Consider the following 19,626-nt stretch of genomic DNA (forward strand, 5'->3'; position numbering starts at 1 on the left):
CCGGGACCTACCCGGCGGCCCCGTCCACATCCACGGCCTTCCCCAGGCGCAGAGAGGTCTCGGCGGCCTCAAGCACGGCCACCACGTCACGGCCGAAACGCACGTCGCAGGGGTCGCCGACAGTGCCCTCCACCTGCGCCAGCAGCCGGTCGGCCGCGGCGCCGAAGGCCTCCACCGGGCTCCGGTCGCCGCCGGGCACCGTCACCCAGCCGCGCTCGCCGTGCAGCACGACCTCGAAGGTCTGTGCCTCGGGGGCGGCGTCCAACGTCACCGAGAAGGAGCCGACCGCGCCGTCCTCGTGCCGGGTGAGCATGTGCACGGTGTCCCGTGGTCCCGCGAGCGCCGTCACCTGTGTGACCGGACCGAGTACCGGCAGTACCAGGGACAGCACATGCGGCCCCACGTCCCACAGACCGCCCTTCTCCTTACGCCAGGGGGAGGCGCCGAAGGGGTTGCCGGGCTGGAAGATCGACGCGAACAGCGTCGCCCGCACCCCGTTCCAGCCGCCCTCGCCGGCGGCCGACTCCACGAACTCCGTCACGTTGTCCGAGAAGCGGCTGGTGAAGAACACCACCGACGCCAGACCGCGCTCCTCCACCTCGGCGGCCAGTTCGTCGGCCGCGGCGACCGACAGCGCCACGGGCTTGTCCAACAGCAGGTGCTTCCCCGCACGTGCGGCGCGCAGCGCCAACTCGGCCTGGACGTCGGGCGGCAGGGCGATCGCCACGGCGTCGACGTCGGCCAGCAGAGCGTCGACCTCGTCGTAGGCACGGGTCCCGTACCGCTCGGCGAGTGCCGAGGCCTTCGCCGGGTCGCGCCCCCACACCCCCGCGATGGTGGCGCCGGGGTGCTCTTCCAACGCGGCGGCGTGCGTCTCCGCCGCCCAGTAGCCCGTGCCCAGCACTCCGAACCTGAGTCCCATGCAGTACTCCCTAGTCTCGACCACCGACCATTGTCCATGGAAGCGCTCCCATAGAGGTGGGCGGGTGCGCCCGGACGGCGGCCGCCCGCGCACCACGCGGCTCAGAGGCGCAGGCGGCGCGCTCCCGCCGACGGGAGGGCCCCGAAGACCGCCGGTTCGGCGAAGCCCCGTTCCCGGTGGGCCCCCCGTACCGCCTTTTCGCAGGCATCCACGAGGTCGGTGTCGACCAGGGCGACCACGCACCCGCCGAAACCGCCGCCGGTGATCCGCGCGCCCAGCGCACCGGCTGCCAGGAGGGCGTCCACGGTGGTGTCCACCTCCGGGACGCTGACCTCGTAGTCGTCGCGCAGGGAAGCGTGGGAGGCGGTGAGCAGCGGCCCGGCCGCACGCGGATCCCCCGACCGGAGCAGGTCCACGGTCTCCAGCACCCGCGCGTTCTCGGTCACCACGTGGCGCACCCGGCGCCGGGACACCTCGTCCGGAAGCGCGGCCAGGGCCCCCGGCAGGTCGGTGACGTCGCGCAGGGCCGCCACCCCCAGGAAGCGCGCGGCCTCCTCGCAGGACCTCCGGCGCTCGGCGTAGTGGCCCTCCACCAGCCGGTGCGGGGCGCGGGTGTCCACGACCAGCACGGTGAGCCCCGCCTCCGCCGGGTCGAAGGGCACCTGTTCGGTCCCCAGGGACCGCGTGTCCATGAACAGGGCGTGCCCCTCGGCGGACAGCATCGACGCGGACTGGTCCATGATTCCGCACGGCATGCCCACGAAGTCGTTCTCCACCCGCTGGGCCAGCCGGACGACCTCGGCGGGTTCGAGGTCCGCGCCGTGCAGGGAGGACGCGGCCATGACGGTCGCGCACGTCAGCGCGGCCGACGAGGACAGGCCCGCACCGGTCGGGATGGTGCTGTCCACCAGCAGGTCCAGCCCCTCCGCCGCGTACCCCTCGTCCCGCAGGACCCACAGCGCTCCGGCGGGGTAGGCGGCCCATCCCTCCACCGCGCCGGGCACCAGGTCCGGCAGCCGGAGCAGGCGCTCCCGCGCGGACTGCCGGGACCGGAGCCGCACGGCCTCGTCCGGCCTCCGGGCGGCGGCCGCGGTCAGCGTGTGGGGCAGGGCGAACGGGAGCACGAACCCGTCGTTGTAGTCGGTGTGCTCGCCGATGAGGTTGATCCGCCCCGGCGCGGTCCACACTCCCTCGGGCCCGTATCCGAACGCTGAGCGGAACCCGGTCGTCACGTCATCCACGCGGCTGTGCCCCTTCCCCACGAGCGACGGGCACGCGCGAGCGCGTGAACTCCCACGCGTCGGCCACGGTCTCGTCGAGCGTGCGCACCGGCTCCCAGCCCAGCTCCCGGCGGGCCCGGCCGTTGGCGGCGACCAGGACGGCGGGGTCACCGGCGCGGCGCGGGGCGTCCACCGCCGGCACCGGGCGGCCGGTGACCCGCCGGACGGCCTCGATGACCTCGCGCACGCTGTGCCCGCCGCCGGTCCCCAGGTTGTGAACGCGGAAGCCGCCCGGCCGTACGTGTTCCAGGGCGCGCAGGTGTGCCTCGGCCAGGTCGGCGACGTGCAGGTAGTCGCGTACCGCCGTCCCGTCGCGGGTCGGGTAGTCGGTGCCGAACACCTTCGCGCTCTCGCCCCCCTCGACGGCCGCCCTCAGCAGGTTCGGCACCAGGTGGGTCTCCGTGTCGTGCCGCTCGCCGAGCCCCAGGTGGGCCCCGGCCACGTTGAAGTACCGCAGGCTCGCCACACCCAGCCCGTGCGCCCGCGACCATGACTCCAGCATGTGGTCGGCGGCGAGCTTGCTCGCCCCGTACGGATTGGTGGGCACCGCCGGTTCGGTCTCGCTGATCGGCGCGTCGGACCCGGGTTCGCCGTAGGTGGCGGCGCTGGACGAGAACACCAGCCGCCGGACCCCGTGGCGCAGCGCGGCCTCCAGCAGCGCCAGCGTCCCCGACACGTTGGTGCGCCAGTACTTCTCCGGCGCCACCACCGACTCGCTCACCAGGGATTTCGCGGCGAAGTGCAGGACGGCGTCCACGGACGGGTCCAGCACGTCGGCGGCTTCGTGCAGGTCGGCGACCACCAGCCTGGCGCCCTCGGGGACGGCGTCCCCGTGCCCGGTGGACAGGTCGTCGAGCACGGTCACCTCGTGACCGGCTCCGAGAAGAAGGGCGGTCACCACGCTTCCCACGTATCCGGCACCGCCGGTCACGAGCAGTTTCACGGTGCGGCCTCCCGGAGTCGCCGGGCTGTGGTCTCCGGCGCGACGTCGTTGACGAACACGCCCATGCCGGACTCGGTCCCGGCGAGGTACTTGAGCTTGTTCGGGGCCCGCCGCACCGAGAACAGTTCCAGGTGCAGGCGGGCCAGGTCACGTCGGTCGTGTACGGGTGCCTGGTGCCAGGCGGAGATGTAGGGCAGCGGCATGCCGTAGAGCGTGTCCATGCGGCGCAGCACGTCCAGGTACAGGTGGCCGAAGTCCTCGCGTTCCTCCTCCGACAGCGCGGGCAGGTCGGGTACCCGGCGGTGCGGGTACAGGTGCACCTCCACGGGCCAGCGGGACGCGGCCGGGACGAACGCCGTCCAGTGGCCGGTTCGGGCGATCACCCGGACCTCGGCCTCCTGCTCGGCGCGCAGCACGTCGGCGAACAGGTCGCCGCCGGTGCGCTCGCGGTACTCACCGGCGGAGTCGAGCATCCGCCGCGTGCGCGGGGTGACGAAGGGGAGAGCGTAGATCTGCCCGTGCGGGTGGTGCAGGGTCACCCCGATCTCGGGCCCCCGGTTCTCGAAGCAGTACACCTGCTCCACACCCGGCACCGCCGACAGGGCCTCGGTCCGGTCGACCCATGCGGCCATGATCGTGCGTGCCCGCTCGGGGGTCAGGTCGGCGAAGGAGGCGTTGTGGTCGGAGCCGAAGACGAGGACCTCGCAGCGGCCCGCCGCCACGCGCCGGGACCCCTCCAGCTCCCCGACGCCATCCAGGGCGCGGCCGTCGTCGGCGGCCAGTGACGGGAAGCGGTTCTCGAAGGCGACCACATCGTAGGAGGAGGCCGGGACCTCGGTCAGCCGCTCGCCCGAGGAGGGGCACAGCGGGCACTCGTCGCTGGAGGGCAGATGGGTGCGGCCCTGCCGGTGGGAGGCCACGACCACCCATTCGCGCAGCAGGGGGTCGAAGCGCATCTCCGCGCCCGTCGCGGACGGGGGGAGATCGCGTAGGTCGGCAGCGGGTTCGCGGACGGTGTCGCCCTCGTCGAAGTAGACGATCTCGCGGCCGTCTGCCAGGTGCGCTGAGGTTCTCCTCATCCGTCCTCCTTCCTCGGTCGGACGTCGGCGACCACGAGGCGGCCCACGTGCTCGGTCAGGATGTCCTGGGTGGTTCGGTCGGTACCGGAGTCGGTGACCAGCACGTCGCAGCGGTCCAGCGGGGCGATGGTGCTGATCCCGACCGTGCCCCACTTGCTGTGGTCGGCGGCGACCACGAGGGAGGCGGCGGCCTCCACCAGGGCCTGGTTGGTCTCGGACTCCATGAGGTTGGGTGTGGTGAACCCGGCGCGTTCCTGCATGCCGTGCACACCCAGGACGAGGGTGTCCAGGTTGAGGCCGCGGACGGAGGCGAGGGCGAGCGGCCCCACGAGTGCGTCGGAGGGCGTGCGGAAGCCGCCGGTGAGCGCCACGGTCTGGTAGGGGCGGGCGGCTTGGTAGAACACCTCGGCCACACGCAGGGAGTTGGTGACCACCGTCAGCCCCGGCGTCTCGGTGAGGTACTCGGCGACGGTGGCGGTGGTGGTGCCCGCGGACAGCCCGACGGCGCTGTACGGCTCGACCATCTCGGCGACGGCCCGGGCGATCGCGTGCTTCTCGTCCTCCTGGCGCGTGGACTTGGCCTCGAAGCCGGGCTCCTCGGTGCGGGCGCCGTCCGGGGCGACGGCACCGCCGTGCACCTTGCGCAGCGCGCCCCGGTTCTCCAGAGCGTCGAGGTCACGGCGCACCGTCATGTCCGACACGGCGAGGCTCTCGACGAGGTCGGCGACCCGTACGGCCCCGATACGCCGCACCTGTTCGAGGATCAGCTCCTGCCGTTGCGCAGCCAGCATCCGCCCCCCAGGCGTGATTGGAAGTGTGTGAACGTGTTGGTTCTAGTTTTGCATGTTCCTCTCCGCTGTCAATCCTGTGGGATTCCGCTGAGGAAAACTGTTGGAAAACGTTGGTAGCTGTTGACAAGCCAATGGCGGGGTGTCGAATATGTGGGGAACGTCCGTGTGACCGCCTTCACAGCAGTTCGGAGGAGCCCCCGATGCACCACAGACCTGCGGGACCGCCGGGCCTGCGGCGCCGCACCCTGTTGAGCGGGTTGGCCGGTGCCGGGACGCTGCTCGCGCTGCCCGGCCTGGCCGGATGCGGCGCGGGCGGACGCGGGGACCCGAACACGGTCACCATGGCCTCCAACCGGGCCAATCCCGCCCAGCGCGAGGCCGTCAGCGAGAGCATCGGGAACTTCGAGGCGGACTCCGGGCTGTCGGTGGAGGTCAACACCTTCGAGTCCACCGCCTTCCAGGAGAGCGTCAACAACTACCTCCAGGGCACCCCGGACGACGTCATCGGCTGGTTCGCGGGCTACCGGATGCGCTTCTTCGCCGAGCGCGGCCTGATCAGCGACGTCTCCGAGGTCTGGGACCGGCGCTTCCAAGGCGCCTTCACCGACCAGATGCGCAGTTTGTGCACCGCCGCCGACGGCAAGCAGTACATGGTTCCCGACTCCACGGCCCCCTGGGCGGTCTTCCACCGCAAGAGCCTGTTCGAGGAGAACGGTTACGAGGTCCCCACGACCCGCGAGGAGTTCGTCGGACTGTGCGAGCGGATGCGTGCGGACGGGCTCGACCCGCTCGCCTCGGGTATCCGGGAGGGCTGGCCCGCGATGGGCATGTTCGACCACCTCAACCTGCGGCTGAACGGCCCGGAGTTCCACGTGGAGCTGCTCAACGGCGACCACTCCTGGGACTCCCCCGAGGTCAGGAGCGTCTTCGGCACCTGGGCCGAACTGCTGCCCCACCACCAGCCCGACCCTCTGGGCCGGGGCGTCAACGAGGCCCAGACAGCGCTCGTCCGGGGCGAGGCCGGGATGATGCTGTGCGGCATGTTCATCTCCCACGTCTTCCCCGAGGGGGAGGACCTGGACGACCTGGACTGCTTCGCCTTCCCCGAGTTCGACTCCGAGATCGGAGCCGACGCGGTCGAGGCGCCCATCGACGGGTTCATGGTCTCCGGGGACCCGCGCAACCCCGAGGGAGCCCGAGAGCTCGTGGGACACATGGGCACCCTGGAGGCGCAGGAGCTCTACACCGCGATCGATCCGCAGGCGCTGCCCACCCACCTGGATGCCGACACCAGCGGGTTCGACCCCCTGGACGCCAAGGTCAACGACATGATCGCCAACGCCGGTGCGCTCACCCAGTACATGGACCGGGACACCCGTCCCGACTTCGCGTCCGTCGTCATGATCCCGGCCTTGCAGCGCTTCGTGCGCCAGCCCGACGACATCGCCGATCTGACCGCCACCATCCAACGCCAGAAGCTGTCCATCTTCGGCCGGTGAACCAGAAGGGAGAAAGGTGTGGTGTCGAACGCCCCCTCACCGCCTCAGGAACGGGCCACACGGTCCGGAGAGGGACCATCGCGCCGACCGGGCGCGTCCCGGCACCCGCGCACGGGCATGCGCAACAGCAGAGGGGACCGGATCACCCTCGCGCTGATGCTGGGCGCACCCGCCCTGCTCGTGGTGGGCCTGGTGTGGCTGCCCGCGATGGCCACGGTCATCCTGTCGTTCACCCGCTGGGACGGCATCGGCGGCCTGGAGACCATCGAGTGGGTCGGTGCGCAGAACTACACGGACGCGTTCACGATCTATCCGCCGTTCGAACCGGCGCTGCGCAACAACCTGATCTGGCTGGTGGCCCTGTTCGCGGTCCCCACCCTCCTCGGCATGCTCCTGGCGGTGCTGCTCGACCGGGAGCTGCGCGGCGGGTCGGTCTACCAGAGCGTCTTCTACATGCCGGTCGTGCTGTCACTGGCCCTGGTCGGGTTCATCTGGCAGCTCATCTACTCCCGCGACCAGGGGCTGCTCAACGCCTTCCTCACCGTGGTCGCCGACGTCCAGCCCGTGGACTGGTTCGGTGACTCCGACATCAACCTGTACGCGGTGCTGGTCGCGGCCGGGTGGCGGCACACCGGGTACATCATGCTGCTCTACCTGGCCGGACTGAAGGCGGTCGACCCCTCCCTGCGCGAGGCCGCCGCCATCGACGGCGCCGGACCGGTGCGCACGTTCACCCGGGTCGTCTTCCCCGCCCTGCTGCCCATCAACCTGGTCGTGCTCGTCGTGACCGTCATCGACGCGCTGCGCGCCTTCGACATCGTGTGGATCATCAACCGGGGCCGCAACGGCCTGGAACTGATATCGGCGCTGGTGACCTCCAACGTCATCGGCGAGGCCAGCCGGGTGGGCTTCGGCTCGGCGCTGGCCGTGATCATGCTGGTGATCTCGCTGGTGTTCATCATCGTCTACGTGTCCACCATGCTGAGAGGGGCCTACCGGTGACCGCCACGACCCTCCCCGACGCCTCCCGGCAGTACCGCCGCCGCAGGGTCCGCCCGGCCCGGGCGCTGCTGCACGCCTTCCTCGGCGCCACCGCGCTGGCGTGGTTCTTCCCCGTCCTGTGGGCGCTCATCAACTCCTTCCGAGACTACGACTACACCGCGCTGCACGGTTACCTGTCCCTGGGCGGATTCACCCTGGACAACTACGCCAACGCCTGGAACCAGGGCGAGCTCCCCGGCTACTTCTGGAACTCGCTGGTCATCACGGTCCCCGCTGTGGCGCTGACGCTGTTCCTGTCCTCCTGCGCGGCCTTCGTGCTGTCCCAGTACTCGCGCGGGTTCAACCTGGTGATGCTCGCGGTGTTCCTCGCCGCGAACCTGTTGCCTCCCCAGGCCCTGCTCGTGCCGCTGTTCCGGCTCTACAACGCCATCCAGCTGCCGTACTGGATCAGCGAGTCCGGGTCCCTCTACGACAGCCACACCGGCATCGTCCTCATCCACACGGCCTTCCAGATCGGCTTCTGCACGTTCGTGCTGAGCAACTTCATGAAGGCCATGCCCACCTCGCTGCTGGAAGCGGCCAAGGTGGACGGGGCGTCGGTCTTCCAGCAGTACTGGAGGATCGTGCTCCCGCTGTGCCGCCCGAGCCTGGCCGCCCTGGCCACGCTGCTGGTCACGTGGATCTACAACGACTTCTTCTGGGCGCTGGCGCTGCTGTCCAGCGGGGACAAGCTGCCCATCACCACCGCCCTACAGAACCTTCAGAGCGCCTTCTTCGTGGACTACAACCTGCTCTCGGCGGGCTCGATCATCGTCGCCCTGCCGACGCTGATCGTGTTCTTCCTGTTGCAGCGCCACTTTGTCGCCGGACTCACCTTGGGAGCGAGTAAAGGTTGACGTACCGCACCGTTCACCTCAGCGCGGCGGGGACCGCACTGGTCCTCGGCGTGCCCGAGACCGGGCTGCCCCACGTCCTGCACTGGGGCGCCGACCTGTCCGACACCGGGGGGCTCGCCGCCGTCTCGTCGCCCCCTGCCGCGCACAACGGGGTGGACGTGTCCCAGTGGATGTCGCTGGTACCCACCCAGGCCGAGGGGTGGCGCGGCCACCCCGGGATCGCCGGGCACCACGAGGGCCGGGTCACCTTCCCCGACTGGACCGTCCGCGAGGTCGCCTCCGACCCGCTGGAGGACGCGGCGCCCGGCGCCGGCGGGATACTCACGGTCCTGGCCGAGACCCCCGGGCTGGAGCTGCGCTGCGAACTGCGGATGGAGACCTCCGGGCTGGTCCGCGCCCGCAACACGGTCTCCAACACCGACGCCGAGCCCTGGACCCTGGACACCCTCCGGGTCACGCTGCCCCTGCCGCGGGAGGCGGAGGAGGTCCTGGACCTGACCGGGCGCTGGTGCCGCGAGCGCTCACCCCAGCGTCAGGGCCTTTCCATGGGCACCAGGCTGCGCGCCTCGCGCCGCGGCCGGACCGGACACGACGCCCCGCTGCTGCTCACCGCCGGGACACCCGGGTTCGGGTTCCGCGGCGGCGAGGTCTGGGGCGTGCACACCGCATGGAGCGGCGACCACGTCCACCTGGCCGAGCGCCTGCCAGAGGGCGCCGGGCAGGCCGACGGCGTGATCGCGGGCGGCGAGCTGCTCCACCCCGGCGAGGTCCGCCTCGCGCGCGGGGAGTCCTACTCCACGCCGTGGGTGCTCCTGTCCTGGTCCGACCAGGGGCTGGACGGTATGTCCGCGCGCGTCCACGGCTGGCTGCGCGCACGGCCGGGGCATCCCTCCTCCCCGCGCCCGGTGGTCCTCAACACGTGGGAGGCCGTCTACTTCGACCACGATCTCGCCAAACTCAGGCGGCTCGCCGACACCGCCGCCGGGATCGGCGTGGAGCGGTTCGTACTGGACGACGGCTGGTTCCGGGGGCGCCGGGACGACACCGCCGGGCTCGGCGACTGGACGGTGGACACCGGCGTATGGCCCGAGGGCCTGCACCCGCTCTTCGACCATGTCCGGGACCGGGGCATGCAGGTCGGGTTGTGGGTGGAGCCGGAGATGGTCAACCCCGACTCCGACCTGGCGCGCGCGCATCCCGAGTGGATCCTGGCCGCGGAGGGGCGCATGGCGCTGCCCAGCCGCAACCAGCAGCTGCTGGACCTGTCCCGCCCAGAGGCCTTCCAGTACGTGTTCGAGCACCTGGACGCGCTGGTCGCCGAGTACCGGCTCGACTATCTCAAGTGGGACCACAACCGCGACCTGCTCGAACCCGTGCACGCACCCACCGGCGGAGCCGGAACACACCGGCAGACCCTGGCCGTCTACGCGCTGCTCGACCGGCTGCGCGAGCGCCACCCCGGTCTGGAGATCGAGTCCTGCTCCTCCGGTGGCGGCCGTGTGGACCTGGGCATCCTGGAGCGCACCGACCGCGTGTGGGCCTCCGACACCAACGATCCCCTGGAACGGCTGGCCATCCAGCGCTGGACCGCCCTGCTGCTGCCGCCCGAGCTGGTCGGAAGCCACGTCGGGGGGCGCACCGCGCACACCACCGGACGCGACGCCGACCTGCCCTTCCGCTGCCTGGCCAGCCTGATGTCGCACGCCGGCATCGAGTGGGACATCACCCAGTGCACCGACGACGAACTCGGGGCTCTGGCCTCCTGGATCAGCCTGTACAAGGAGCTGCGCCCGCTGCTGCACTCGGGCGAGGCCGTCCACGCCGATCCGTCCGACCCCTCCGAACAGTTGGACGGGGTGGTCGCCCCGGACAGGAGCGAGGCGGTGTTTCGGTACGCCCGGCTGGCCACCTCCGCACGCGCCCTGCCCGGACGGGTCCGGCTGCCCGGCCTGTGCCCGGACCGGACCTACCGCCTGGTGTGGCGGCAGGAGACAGGCCCGCCCTCGACCATGCAGCACGTGCTTCCCGCATGGTTCGCCGAGGGCGGGGCGACCGTGTCGGGCGCGGTGCTCACCCGCGCCGGCGTGCAACCGCCCAACCTCAACCCGGCCCAAGCCCTGCTCCTGCACCTGAGGGAGGTCTGACGTGCCCGCACCCCGCAAGCCCGCCTACCTGGAGGACTTCGCCCCTTCCCGGGGGACACGCGCGCCCCGGGCCCGCTTCGTCTCCGACGCCCCCTCGCTGGACCTGAACGGCACATGGCGGTTCCGGCTGCTTCCCCGGGCCGAGGCCGGCACCGACGGGTTCGAGGGCCCCGGCTTCGACGACTCCGGGTGGTCCGACCTTCCCGTGCCCGCGCACTGGCAGCTGCACGGCCACGGAGCCCCCGCCTACACGAACATCTCCTATCCCTTCCCGGTCGACCCCCCGCACGTGCCCGACGACAACCCGACCGGCGACCACCGGCGGGTCTTCGACCTGCCCGGCGAGTGGCCGCGGGGCGAGGCGGTGCTGCGCTTCGACGGGGTCGACTCCTGCTTCCGGGCCTGGCTCAACGGCGCCGAGCTGGGCTTCTCCACCGGGAGCCGCCTGGCCGCCGAGTTCGACGTCGGTCACCTGCTGCGCCCCGGACGCAACACCCTGGCCGTCCGCGTCCACCAGTGGTCGGCGGCCAGCTACCTGGAGGACCAGGACATGTGGTGGCTGTCCGGGATCTTCCGCGACGTCACCCTCACCGCCCGGCCCCCGGCGGGGATCGACGATCTCGCCGTACACGCCGCCTACGACCACACCACCGGGACGGGAACCCTGCGGATCGACGTGGAGGGGGCACCGGACGCCCTGGTCAGCGTTCCCGAACTGGGGCTCGTGGACGCGGCCGCGGGTGTGGAGCACGCGGTCGGTGCGGTGGAGCCGTGGTCGGCCGAGGTGCCTCGCCTCTACGACGCGCAGGTGCGTGCGCCGGGGGAGCGGGTCCGGACGCGGGTCGGCTTCCGGACCGTGGAGGTCTCCGGCGGGCTGCTGCGCGTCAACGGACGTCCGCTGCTGCTTCGGGGGGTGAACCGGCACGAGTGGCACCCCGACCACGGCCGTGCCGTACCCCGGGAGACCATGCGCGAGGACGTGCTGCTGATGAAGCGGCACAACGTCAACGCGGTGCGCACCAGCCACTATCCGCCCCACCCCGACTTCCTGGACCTGTGCGACGAACTGGGCCTGTGGGTCGTGGACGAGTGCGACCTGGAGACCCACGGGTTCGAGGAGGTCGGATGGCGCGGCAACCCCTCCGACGACCCGCGCTGGCTCGACGCCTACCTGGACCGGATGCGCCGCACCGTCGGGCGGGACCGCAACCATCCCAGCGTCATCCTGTGGTCCCTGGGCAACGAGGCCGGGGCCGGCGGGAACCTGAGGGCCATGGCGGAGTGGACGCGCGAGCACGATCCTTCCCGGCCGGTCCACTACGAGGGTGAGCGCGACAGCCCGTACGTGGACGTGTACTCGCGCATGTACGCGCCGCACGACGAGGTGGACGCCATCGGCCGGGGCGAGGAGGGCAAGACGGCCGACGAGAGCGATGACGCCCACCGGCGCGGGCTGCCCTTCGTCCTGTGCGAGTACGGCCACGCCATGGGAACCGGCCCGGGGGCGCTGGAGGAGTACCAGCGGCTGTTCGAGCGGCACGACCGCTGCCAGGGCGGATTCATCTGGGAGTGGATCGACCACGGGATCCGCCGCCGGGAACCGGACGGCACCGAGTGGTTCGCCTACGGAGGCGACTTCGGCGAGGTCGTGCACGACGGCAACTTCGTCGCGGACGGCCTGCTGTTCCCCGACCGCACGCCCAGTCCGGGGCTGACCGCGTACGCCAGGACCATCGAACCCGTGAGGGTGGGCCCTGACCCGGTGACCGGAACCGTCGCCGTCACCAACACCTGGGACTTCCGGGACACCTCGGGCCTGGCCTTCTCCTGGCGTGTGGAGGAGGAGGGCGTGCTGCTCGGTGAGGGCGTCCTGGAGGTGCCGGTCCTCGCGCCCGGAGCGGCCGCCGACGTGCCGTTGCCCGCGCTGCCCGAGCCGTCCGGAGGCGGGGAGACCTGGTTGACCGTGTCCGCCCGGCTGGCCGGGGAGGAGCCCTGGGCCCCGGCTGGGCACGAACTGGCCTGGGGACAGGCACGGGTGGACGTTCCCGAGGACGCGGACACGTCCTCGCGTGGCGGGGCGGGGGGCTCGGCCCGCCACGCGCCGCCAGCCGCCGGAGACGGCACCTTGCGGATCGGCCCGGGCCTGCTGGACGCGGAGACCGGAGCTCTGCTCTCGGTCGGCGGACTGCCCGTGCACCAGCCCGAGGTGGACCTCTGGCGCGCCCCGACCGACAACGACGTGGCCCCGCACGGGATCTCCGTGGCCGCCCTGTGGCGGCGGTCCGGCCTGGACCGGCTCACCACGCGTCTGCTCTCCACCGGGTGGGAGGGGGACGAGTTCGTCGTCCGGACCAGACTGGCCCCGGCCGCGGTCGACTTCGGCATGCGCGTCGTCCACCGGTGGGGCTCGGCCGGCGGGCTCCTGCTTCTGACCGTGGAGGCCGAGTCCGAGGGGGACTGGCCCTGCCCCCTGCCGCGCTTCGGTGTGCGCACCGCCCTGCCCGGCTCCCTTGGAGAGGTGGAGTGGTTCGGGCGGGGTCCCGGTGAGGCATACCGGGACGTGGCCCAGGCAGCGAGGGTGGGCCGTTTCTCCAGTACCGTCGACGGCCTCCAGATCCCCTACCTGCGGCCCCAGGAGAACGGCAACCGCACGGACGCCAGGTGGCTCGTCATACGCGGGGCTGACGGGACGGGCCTGCGGGTGGAGGGCGACCCGGTGTTCGACTTCTCCGCACGCCGCTGGGACACGGCGGCGCTCGACGCGGCCGGCCACACCCACGAGCTGGTCCCCAGCGGTCGGGTACACCTGCACCTGGACCTGGCCCATCACGGCATCGGCTCAGCCTCGTGCGGACCCGGCGTGCTCCCCGGACACCGCCTCGCGGCCGGGGAACACAGGCTCCGGCTCGGGTTCTCCCCGGTCGGCTGACGCCGCGAGCAGCCGGCGTGCTCGCCGCACGCGAACGGGGAGGCGCCGGCGCACCGGCGCCTCCCCGCGTCACCGGGGGCCTGAGACCGCTACCTGCCGGGCTTGTCGTTCCCGGTCAGGGTGTCCTTGATCTTCTCCCCGGCCTGCTTGAGCTTCGAGGACTTCTCCTCGGCCTTGCCCTCGGCCTGCCACTGCTCGTTGTCCGTGGCCCTGCCGAGGCCCTCCTTGGCCTTTCCCTTGAACTCCTCAGCCTTGTTGTGGGCCTGATCGCGCTCGGTCATACCCACCTCCTGCTCGGCTTCCGGTCCTGTCCACACCCATAACCGTCCGGCGGGGTCCGCAATCATAGGTAGAGCGAAAACCTGGACATAACGGTCAATGTGCAGGTCAGGCCTGGTGTCCGAACCTCTGAACCTGCGGCGCGACCGCGGCCACCGAGGCGAACGGTGCGTGCGTGCCCACCCGGCGGCTGATGCCCTCACGCACCATCGCCTTGGCCACGTCCGCGGCCTCCCCCATGCCGCTGCCCCTGGCCAGCTCAGCGGTGATCGCGGCGGCGAAGGTGCAGCCCGCGCCGCTCACCCGCGCGTCGCCGATCTTGGGCGCGCTGAGGACGGTCACCTCCTCGCCGTCGAAGTACACGTCCACCGCGTCCGGTCCGGGCAGCTCCACACCGCCCTTGACCACGACGTGCCGAGGGCCCAGCTCGTGGATGCGGTGCGCGGCCTCGATCAGGTCGTCCACCGTCTCGATGCTCTCCATGCCCGCGAGGGTGCGCGCCTCGAAGTGGTTGGGCGTGATCACGGTGGCCAACGGCAGGATCTGCGCGGTGAGTGCCTTGTCGGTGTCCAGCGCGGCCCCCGGCTCCTGCCCCTTGCAGATCAGCACGGGATCCAGGACCACGTGCCGCCACGGCTGGCGGCGCAGCCCCTCGGCGACCACGTCGATGGTGTCCGGGGTGCCGAGCATGCCGAGCTTGACCACGTCCAGGTCATGGCATGAGGTCGCTGCCTCGATCTGGTCGGCGATGACGTCCGGGGCGATCGGGACGAAGCGGTGGCCCCAGCCGTTCTTCGGATCGAAGGAAACGATGCAGGTGATCGTCCCCATGCCGTAGACACCCAGCTCCTGGAAGGCCTTGAGATCGGCCTGGACGCCAGCGCCGCCGGTGGCCTCCGACCCTGCGATCACGTACGCGCGGTTGGTCATCGGACACCAACCCTCCTCTTCGATGTGCTGTTGCGGGCCCATGAATCCTCACAGGCCCCGCGGACCTGTGAACAATTGCAGCACAACGGGCAAGCAAGGTGTTCCAGCTGCTCGTGACGTGCGTTCCAGCCGGGCGCGTACCGCGTCACCGGCCGTTGATACTGGGGGGCGGGAGACGGCACCCCGGTACCAGGTACACCCCCGGGAACGCGCGAGTCCCCTTTGGAGCACGCGAACCACGGCCGTGAACGAGGAGTCACACGCTGTATGGCACAGACATCGAACCCCGGCGGCGGGGACACGGACTTCGTCGCTCTCCTGGTGGAGGCCTACCACCGTGCGGACATCCGTGCCGAACGGCTGTCCGCGACGGGTGTGCGCGTCCCCCTGCCCGGCGCCGACCCCTTCGACACCGACTACGCGGACGCGGTCGAGCGTGCCCGCTCCCACCCCGTTGAGCAGTACCCGCAGATGGCCGACGAGGTCGTCCGCGCCACGATGCGCATGTTCCGTGAGCGGGGCGTGGCCCTGGGGACCCACTACCCGCCGCGCTCCGACGACCACGGCCGGGGCGCCCTGATCGCGGTCTTCGAACACATGGGCATCGACGCGCGCTTCGAGTCACCACAGGTCCTGAGCCTGCCGCTGTCCGAAGGCGACCGTGCCACCATCGACGTCAGCGCCTACCTGGCCGAGGTGGAGAACGCCTCCGTGGACGAGGCCTTCGAGGCGGCGGGCCGCTTCGCCCAGGCGGTGGCCCAGCAGATCGCGCGTTCGCGGGAACAGGACTCCGTGCCAGACGAGCGGCTGCGGGTCCGGCTCTACCCCGACAGCGCCTTTCCCGAGGGCGTGATCGACAAGCTCGTGGCCAGGGAAGTCGCCCCCGGGCTGTGGCAGACCGTGGCGGTGGACCTCCCCGACAGCGTTCAGCCGCTCAGCCGCCGCGCCCGGGAGCGGTCGGGCCGGTCCACCGAGGAGGCCTTCGCCGAGGCCGTCGCCCACACCGTGTCCGAGCCGGTGGAGACCAGCGAGCACGAGATCGACGGGGTGGGGATCGTCCACGTCGGGGGTCAGCACCCCTACGTCTCGGCGCAGGTGCACGTCCTGGACCGGCATCTGGGGAGGGCACCGCACGGCGCGCTCGTCGCGTTCCCGGTGCCGCAGGTGCTTCTGGCGCACCCGTTGGGCCAGGGGCACCCGATCACGGCGATGGAACGCCTTCAGGAGCTCGCCGAGCGCTTCGTCGCGGACGCGGACAAGCCCATCAGCTCCCAGCTGTACTGGTGGCGCTCCGAGGAGGGGGACGTCCCGCCCCGCCTGAGCGCCGTGGCGGTGGAGGTGGACCGCGAGGCCGAGACGGTCTCGCTGTACACCGACGACCAGGAGTTCGGGCCGCTGCTCAACACCCTGATGTAGACGGGGCCGCCGCCCGGCCTCGCTGGAGGCCAGGCGGCGGCTCGCCGGTCAGGACGGATAGGCGGGAGCGGAGGGCTCACTCCACTGCTTGGGGGTGCTCTTGGCCGAGAAGAAGTCGCCGCCCTTGCGCAGGGTGTCGTCGGTGCCCCAGTCCTCGTCCCGGTCGACCTTGCGTAGGTGCGGGATGTGTTTGCGGCAGTGGATGTAGGCCTCCTCCACGTGCACGACGGTCCACATCAGGGCACGCTGGCCGGGGACGTCGGGCTCGGGCAGGCCCGGGATGTGGCGTCGCAGCTCCACGTCCTCCAGCAGGGTCGCGCGGCCGTTGACGTGCAGTCCGATGCGGTCGCGTGCGAAGTCCATGAACATCAGGCCCACGTGCGGGTTCTCCAGGATGTTGCCCACGCTGGCGAACACACCGTTGCCCCGGAACTCCGGATAGGCCAGAGTGTGCTCGTCGATCACGTGGACGAAGCCGGGCGGCCCCGCGCGGAAGCTGGAATCGCACTCGCCGCCGCGGTCCGAGGTGGCGATGAACAACATCTCCTGCCGGGCGACGAACTCGCGCATCCGCGGGTTCAGGTGGTCGAGCATCTGGTCGCGGTAGAAGCGTTCGGCGCGCTCGCCCGTGCCGGTTATCTCCTGCACGCGGCGTTCACCCGCGCTGCCGGGTACATGCTGTGGGGAGGTCTCGCGCATCACTGCCTCTCACTGGGGCTGGTGGGGCTGGTGGGACTGGCTGGATCGCAGTCGGCCGGGGCGGTGGAGTTGGTGGGGTAGAGAGCGCCCCGGGCCAGGCTCGGAGCGGAAGCGGCCACGCTGGGTCAGCGTGACGGTGAGGTGGAGTCGGCCGTGTCGGTTCGCTGGTGCCCGGTGCGCGGAGCCGCGTGGCGGCTGTGTGCCGCGGGCTTGCCCGCGTCGGCCTCGCGTGCGCCTTCGAGCATGTTGGCGGTGATCCATTCGTAGACCATCACCCAGGCCGAGCTCATCGAGGAGGACCAGGTCGGTGAGACCTCGCTGACGGCGCGCACCAGGGCACGGCCCACGTAGGGGTAGTGCTCGGGTTCGATGGCGAGTTCACGCCTGTGCTGGGCGCCCAGTTCCTGTAGGTAACCGGCCACCTCGTCGGGCTGGCCGAGGTGGTGGACGACCTCCAGCAGGGCGAAGGCCATGCGCTCCTTCTGGACCTGCATGTTCTCGGGGAACATACCCCGCACCTCGGGCGCCATGGAGAACAGGTTCTGGTAGAAGCGCTCGGACAGGCGGGTCGAACCGGGTGGTAAAGAGGCGCAGGAGTGCTGGACCGCCTCGACGACGGCTGGGGCGGGAAGCGGGACCTCTTTGATGGAACGGGGAGACAAAGAGCCTCCAATCGGGGTTGAGGGACGGTAAGCACCACGAAGGCGCACACACCACGACAGAGTTGTTACTGAGAGTCACCGGGATAGAGGTGGCATCGTGTACGTCCCCGCCAGTTCCGGGGCAGGGCCTGCATGTGTCGGGCCAGCGTGTGTCGTGTTACTGGCCCCGTTCCCGGACGGTACACGTGAGAGCGGAGCCTCAAGTCGCCGCGGACACGGGCGGTCTCTCAGAGGTCCGGGGTGAAGTGGGCGGCCATGCCGTCCCCCCGGCAGTGCCGAGGTTGGCGGGGTCCCTCATCGCTGCCTCGTCCTCTTCTTCCGGATTCAGTACCCGTCCACAGCTCGGATGGCTACGAATGCCACGCAGGAGGCGGACGACGCTCGTTTTGCTGTTCGCACGACCCAGCCCTCCTCCTTACGTGTGTTGTGGCAATTTAACAGAAGTATGGGCGTATTTGGACGTTACCAGCCGGTAGCGTGAAGGTCGTCCGGCCGACCCACCCCTGTCGGTACCGCTACCCCGATCCGGTCGGGTCCGCCACCGCTCGACACCATGCGGCCGCGGGAACTGGCCCTGTTCGGCCTTGCCCCTCCTCAACGGTCCTTGAAGTACCGGAACAGGTGGTTCTCACGGACCGGGGCCAGCGCGGCGACCGCTCCGGCCTGGGCCGCCAGCACCGCCGCCGCGGGTCCGCGCACGTCGGTCCAGAAGACGTGGGCCGGATCGGCCGGACCGCGGATGCGGGCCGCCACGAGTAGGGCGCAGACGCTCAGCACCAGTCCGGCCAGGGACCATGCCGCGGTCTCGATGGCCGCGATGGCCAACTGGGACCGCCGCGACTGCCCCACGTGCAGCGCACCAGCGATCTCCAGGCGGCGCAGCCGGACCGCGACGAATCCCAGTACCAGACCGGTCAGGGCCGCTCCGGGCAGTGCGAACCGAGTGATTCGGCCGGTGAACGCTGCGGCGCCGTCGAAGGGCTCGCCCAGGCTGCTGTTGAGCTGGCCGACGGTTACTGCCACGTTCGGCGACAGATCCGTCACCACGGCGGTGAGGAGTAGTTCGTCCGTCTGCGCGGATGGCGGCCACACCTGCGCCCAGCACTGGTCGAAGGCGCCCGGGGCCGCATCGGGGACCAGGGCCGCGTAACGGGGCCGGTCGTCCCTGCCGTCGTCGGGGTAGTCGAACACCCCTGCGACGGTGAGTGGTCCCTCCGAGGACTCCAGGGTCTGGCCGGGAACGACCCGTAGTGTGCGGGCCGTGTCCTTGGAGACCCACACGCCCTCCGCTGAGACGGCGTCCACCCCCAGAACGTGTGCCATCCCGGGGGTCACCGTGTAGGCGGGCAGCGGGTTCGCGGGCATCGCGTCGAGCAGGAAGGCGTCACGCTCGCGCAGCGCGCCGGTGGAGGTGACGGCGGGCAGTTCGGCGAGGCCGTCGCAGGAGGCGCCGTCGACGCCCCCGGCCGCGCTGAGCACCCGGACCGAGGCCCCCGCGGTGACGAAGTCGGCGGCGCGCTGCTGCAGGCCGATGACGGTGCGGGCGTCGGTGATGGCCAGTGCGGCGCTGACCGCGGCGAGCACCAGCGCGAGGACCGTGGCCCGGGTGGTGCCGGTCGCGAGGTTGCGCCAAGCCTCGGACAGGACAGCGGAAGGCCTCACTCCGTCCCACCCTTCCGAGTGCCGGCCTCCAGGTCGACGACGTGGGCGCACGCCTTCCGCGTGTGCGGGTCGTGCGTGGCGACCACCACGATGGTCCCCTCCCGGGCGACGTGGCCCAAGGTGGCGTTGACGGCCCGGGCGGTACGCAGGTCGAGCTGGGCCGTGGGTTCGTCCACCAGGAGTAGGTCAGGTGCCGAACACACCGCGCGGGCGAGCATGAGCCGCTGGGCCTCGCCGCCCGACAGCTCCCGGAAGGGCCGTCCGGTCACCTCGGTGAGATCGAAGGCCGCCATGGCCTCCAGCGCGCGCTCTTCGGCCTTCCCGCGGAGGTAGCCCCGCGCGAGCAGTGGTAGGACGACGTGGTCCAGCGCGGTGCGTCCGGGAACGCCGTAGGGATTCTGGAAGACCCAGCCGGTGCGGGTCACGCCCGACGTCTCGACGGTTCCGGCGAGGGGGTCGACCCACCCTGCGAGGATGGACATCAGTGTGGACT

Annotated in this window: 17 protein-coding genes; 6 read left to right on the forward strand and 11 right to left on the reverse strand. The window is 71.2% G+C overall.

From position 1 onward, the window contains the following. Positions 1 to 7: 7 nt before the first annotated feature. The 5 genes from AC0T5L_RS07860 to AC0T5L_RS07880 form a co-directional block, all read right to left on the reverse strand. The gene (locus AC0T5L_RS07860) at positions 8 to 922 is read right to left on the reverse strand and encodes a Gfo/Idh/MocA family protein (RefSeq protein ID WP_476164729.1); all 915 of its coding nucleotides are present in this window, start codon (positions 920 to 922) and stop codon (positions 8 to 10) included. A gap of 101 nt (positions 923 to 1,023) precedes the next feature. Next, the gene (galK, locus tag AC0T5L_RS07865) at positions 1,024 to 2,163 is read right to left on the reverse strand and encodes a galactokinase (protein WP_476164730.1); all 1,140 of its coding nucleotides are present in this window, start codon (positions 2,161 to 2,163) and stop codon (positions 1,024 to 1,026) included. Beyond that, entirely contained in the window at positions 2,156 to 3,145 is a 990-nt protein-coding gene (galE, locus tag AC0T5L_RS07870) for a UDP-glucose 4-epimerase GalE (RefSeq protein ID WP_476164731.1), read from the reverse strand. Before galE ends, galK begins: the two co-directional genes overlap by 8 nt. Then, complete coding sequence (gene galT / locus AC0T5L_RS07875) at positions 3,142 to 4,224, reverse strand: galactose-1-phosphate uridylyltransferase (protein WP_476164732.1); 1,083 nt, start codon at positions 4,222 to 4,224, stop codon at positions 3,142 to 3,144. Before galT ends, galE begins: the two co-directional genes overlap by 4 nt. After that, positions 4,221 to 5,015: a DeoR/GlpR family DNA-binding transcription regulator gene (locus tag AC0T5L_RS07880; RefSeq protein ID WP_476164733.1), complete on the reverse strand. Its 795-nt coding sequence runs from the start codon at positions 5,013 to 5,015 to the stop codon at positions 4,221 to 4,223. Before AC0T5L_RS07880 ends, galT begins: the two co-directional genes overlap by 4 nt. Positions 5,016 to 5,215: 200 nt before the next feature. On the opposite strand from AC0T5L_RS07880, the gene AC0T5L_RS07885 reads away from it, so the two are divergent. The 5 genes from AC0T5L_RS07885 (at position 5,216) to AC0T5L_RS07905 (ending at position 13,485) form a co-directional block, all read left to right on the forward strand. After that, a complete protein-coding gene (locus AC0T5L_RS07885) occupies positions 5,216 to 6,514 on the forward strand; it encodes an ABC transporter substrate-binding protein (RefSeq protein WP_476164734.1) in 1,299 nt (432 codons plus the stop codon). A gap of 117 nt (positions 6,515 to 6,631) precedes the next feature. Then, positions 6,632 to 7,516 carry a carbohydrate ABC transporter permease gene (locus AC0T5L_RS07890; RefSeq protein WP_476164735.1) on the forward strand — a complete coding sequence of 295 codons (885 nt, stop codon included), beginning with the start codon at positions 6,632 to 6,634 and terminating at the stop codon, positions 7,514 to 7,516. Beyond that, positions 7,513 to 8,412, forward strand: a complete 900-nt coding sequence (locus AC0T5L_RS07895) for a carbohydrate ABC transporter permease (protein WP_476164736.1) — start codon at positions 7,513 to 7,515, stop codon at positions 8,410 to 8,412. Before AC0T5L_RS07890 ends, AC0T5L_RS07895 begins: the two co-directional genes overlap by 4 nt. After that, positions 8,409 to 10,556, forward strand: coding sequence for an alpha-galactosidase (locus AC0T5L_RS07900; protein ID WP_476164737.1), 2,148 nt, complete (start codon positions 8,409 to 8,411; stop codon positions 10,554 to 10,556). The genes AC0T5L_RS07895 and AC0T5L_RS07900 overlap by 4 nt, the downstream gene beginning before the upstream one ends. 1 nt (position 10,557) lies before the next feature. After that, positions 10,558 to 13,485, forward strand: coding sequence for a glycoside hydrolase family 2 TIM barrel-domain containing protein (locus AC0T5L_RS07905; protein ID WP_476164738.1), 2,928 nt, complete (start codon positions 10,558 to 10,560; stop codon positions 13,483 to 13,485). Positions 13,486 to 13,574: 89 nt separating this feature from the next. Here AC0T5L_RS07905 and AC0T5L_RS07910 read toward each other — a convergent pair whose 3' ends face one another. Together AC0T5L_RS07910 and thiD are read right to left on the reverse strand one after the other, a co-directional pair. Next, on the reverse strand, positions 13,575 to 13,766 hold the full coding sequence (locus AC0T5L_RS07910) for a CsbD family protein (protein ID WP_476164739.1): 192 nt from the start codon (positions 13,764 to 13,766) through the stop codon (positions 13,575 to 13,577). A 106-nt stretch (positions 13,767 to 13,872) separates the two neighbouring features. Next, complete coding sequence (thiD, locus tag AC0T5L_RS07915) at positions 13,873 to 14,694, reverse strand: bifunctional hydroxymethylpyrimidine kinase/phosphomethylpyrimidine kinase (RefSeq protein ID WP_476164740.1); 822 nt, start codon at positions 14,692 to 14,694, stop codon at positions 13,873 to 13,875. 267 nt (positions 14,695 to 14,961) lie between these two features. Between thiD and AC0T5L_RS07920 the strand changes: the two genes are divergently transcribed. After that, positions 14,962 to 16,110 (forward strand): hypothetical protein, encoded by a 1,149-nt coding sequence (locus AC0T5L_RS07920; protein ID WP_476164741.1) that lies wholly within the window; start codon positions 14,962 to 14,964, stop codon positions 16,108 to 16,110. Between the two features lie 48 nt (positions 16,111 to 16,158). Here AC0T5L_RS07920 and AC0T5L_RS07925 read toward each other — a convergent pair whose 3' ends face one another. The 4 genes from AC0T5L_RS07925 to AC0T5L_RS07940 form a co-directional block, all read right to left on the reverse strand. Then, positions 16,159 to 16,809, reverse strand: coding sequence for a pyridoxamine 5'-phosphate oxidase family protein (locus tag AC0T5L_RS07925; RefSeq protein WP_476164742.1), 651 nt, complete (start codon positions 16,807 to 16,809; stop codon positions 16,159 to 16,161). 125 nt (positions 16,810 to 16,934) lie between these two features. Next, positions 16,935 to 17,471, reverse strand: coding sequence for a globin domain-containing protein (locus AC0T5L_RS07930; RefSeq protein WP_476164743.1), 537 nt, complete (start codon positions 17,469 to 17,471; stop codon positions 16,935 to 16,937). Positions 17,472 to 18,065: 594 nt separating this feature from the next. Next, positions 18,066 to 19,133 (reverse strand): hypothetical protein, encoded by a 1,068-nt coding sequence (locus AC0T5L_RS07935; RefSeq protein WP_476164744.1) that lies wholly within the window; start codon positions 19,131 to 19,133, stop codon positions 18,066 to 18,068. Further along, a complete protein-coding gene (locus AC0T5L_RS07940) occupies positions 19,130 to 19,615 on the reverse strand; it encodes an ATP-binding cassette domain-containing protein (RefSeq protein WP_476164745.1) in 486 nt (161 codons plus the stop codon). The genes AC0T5L_RS07935 and AC0T5L_RS07940 overlap by 4 nt, the downstream gene beginning before the upstream one ends. Positions 19,616 to 19,626 lie beyond the last annotated feature (11 nt).

Source organism: Nocardiopsis sp. TRM 82005, from assembly GCF_056312425.1.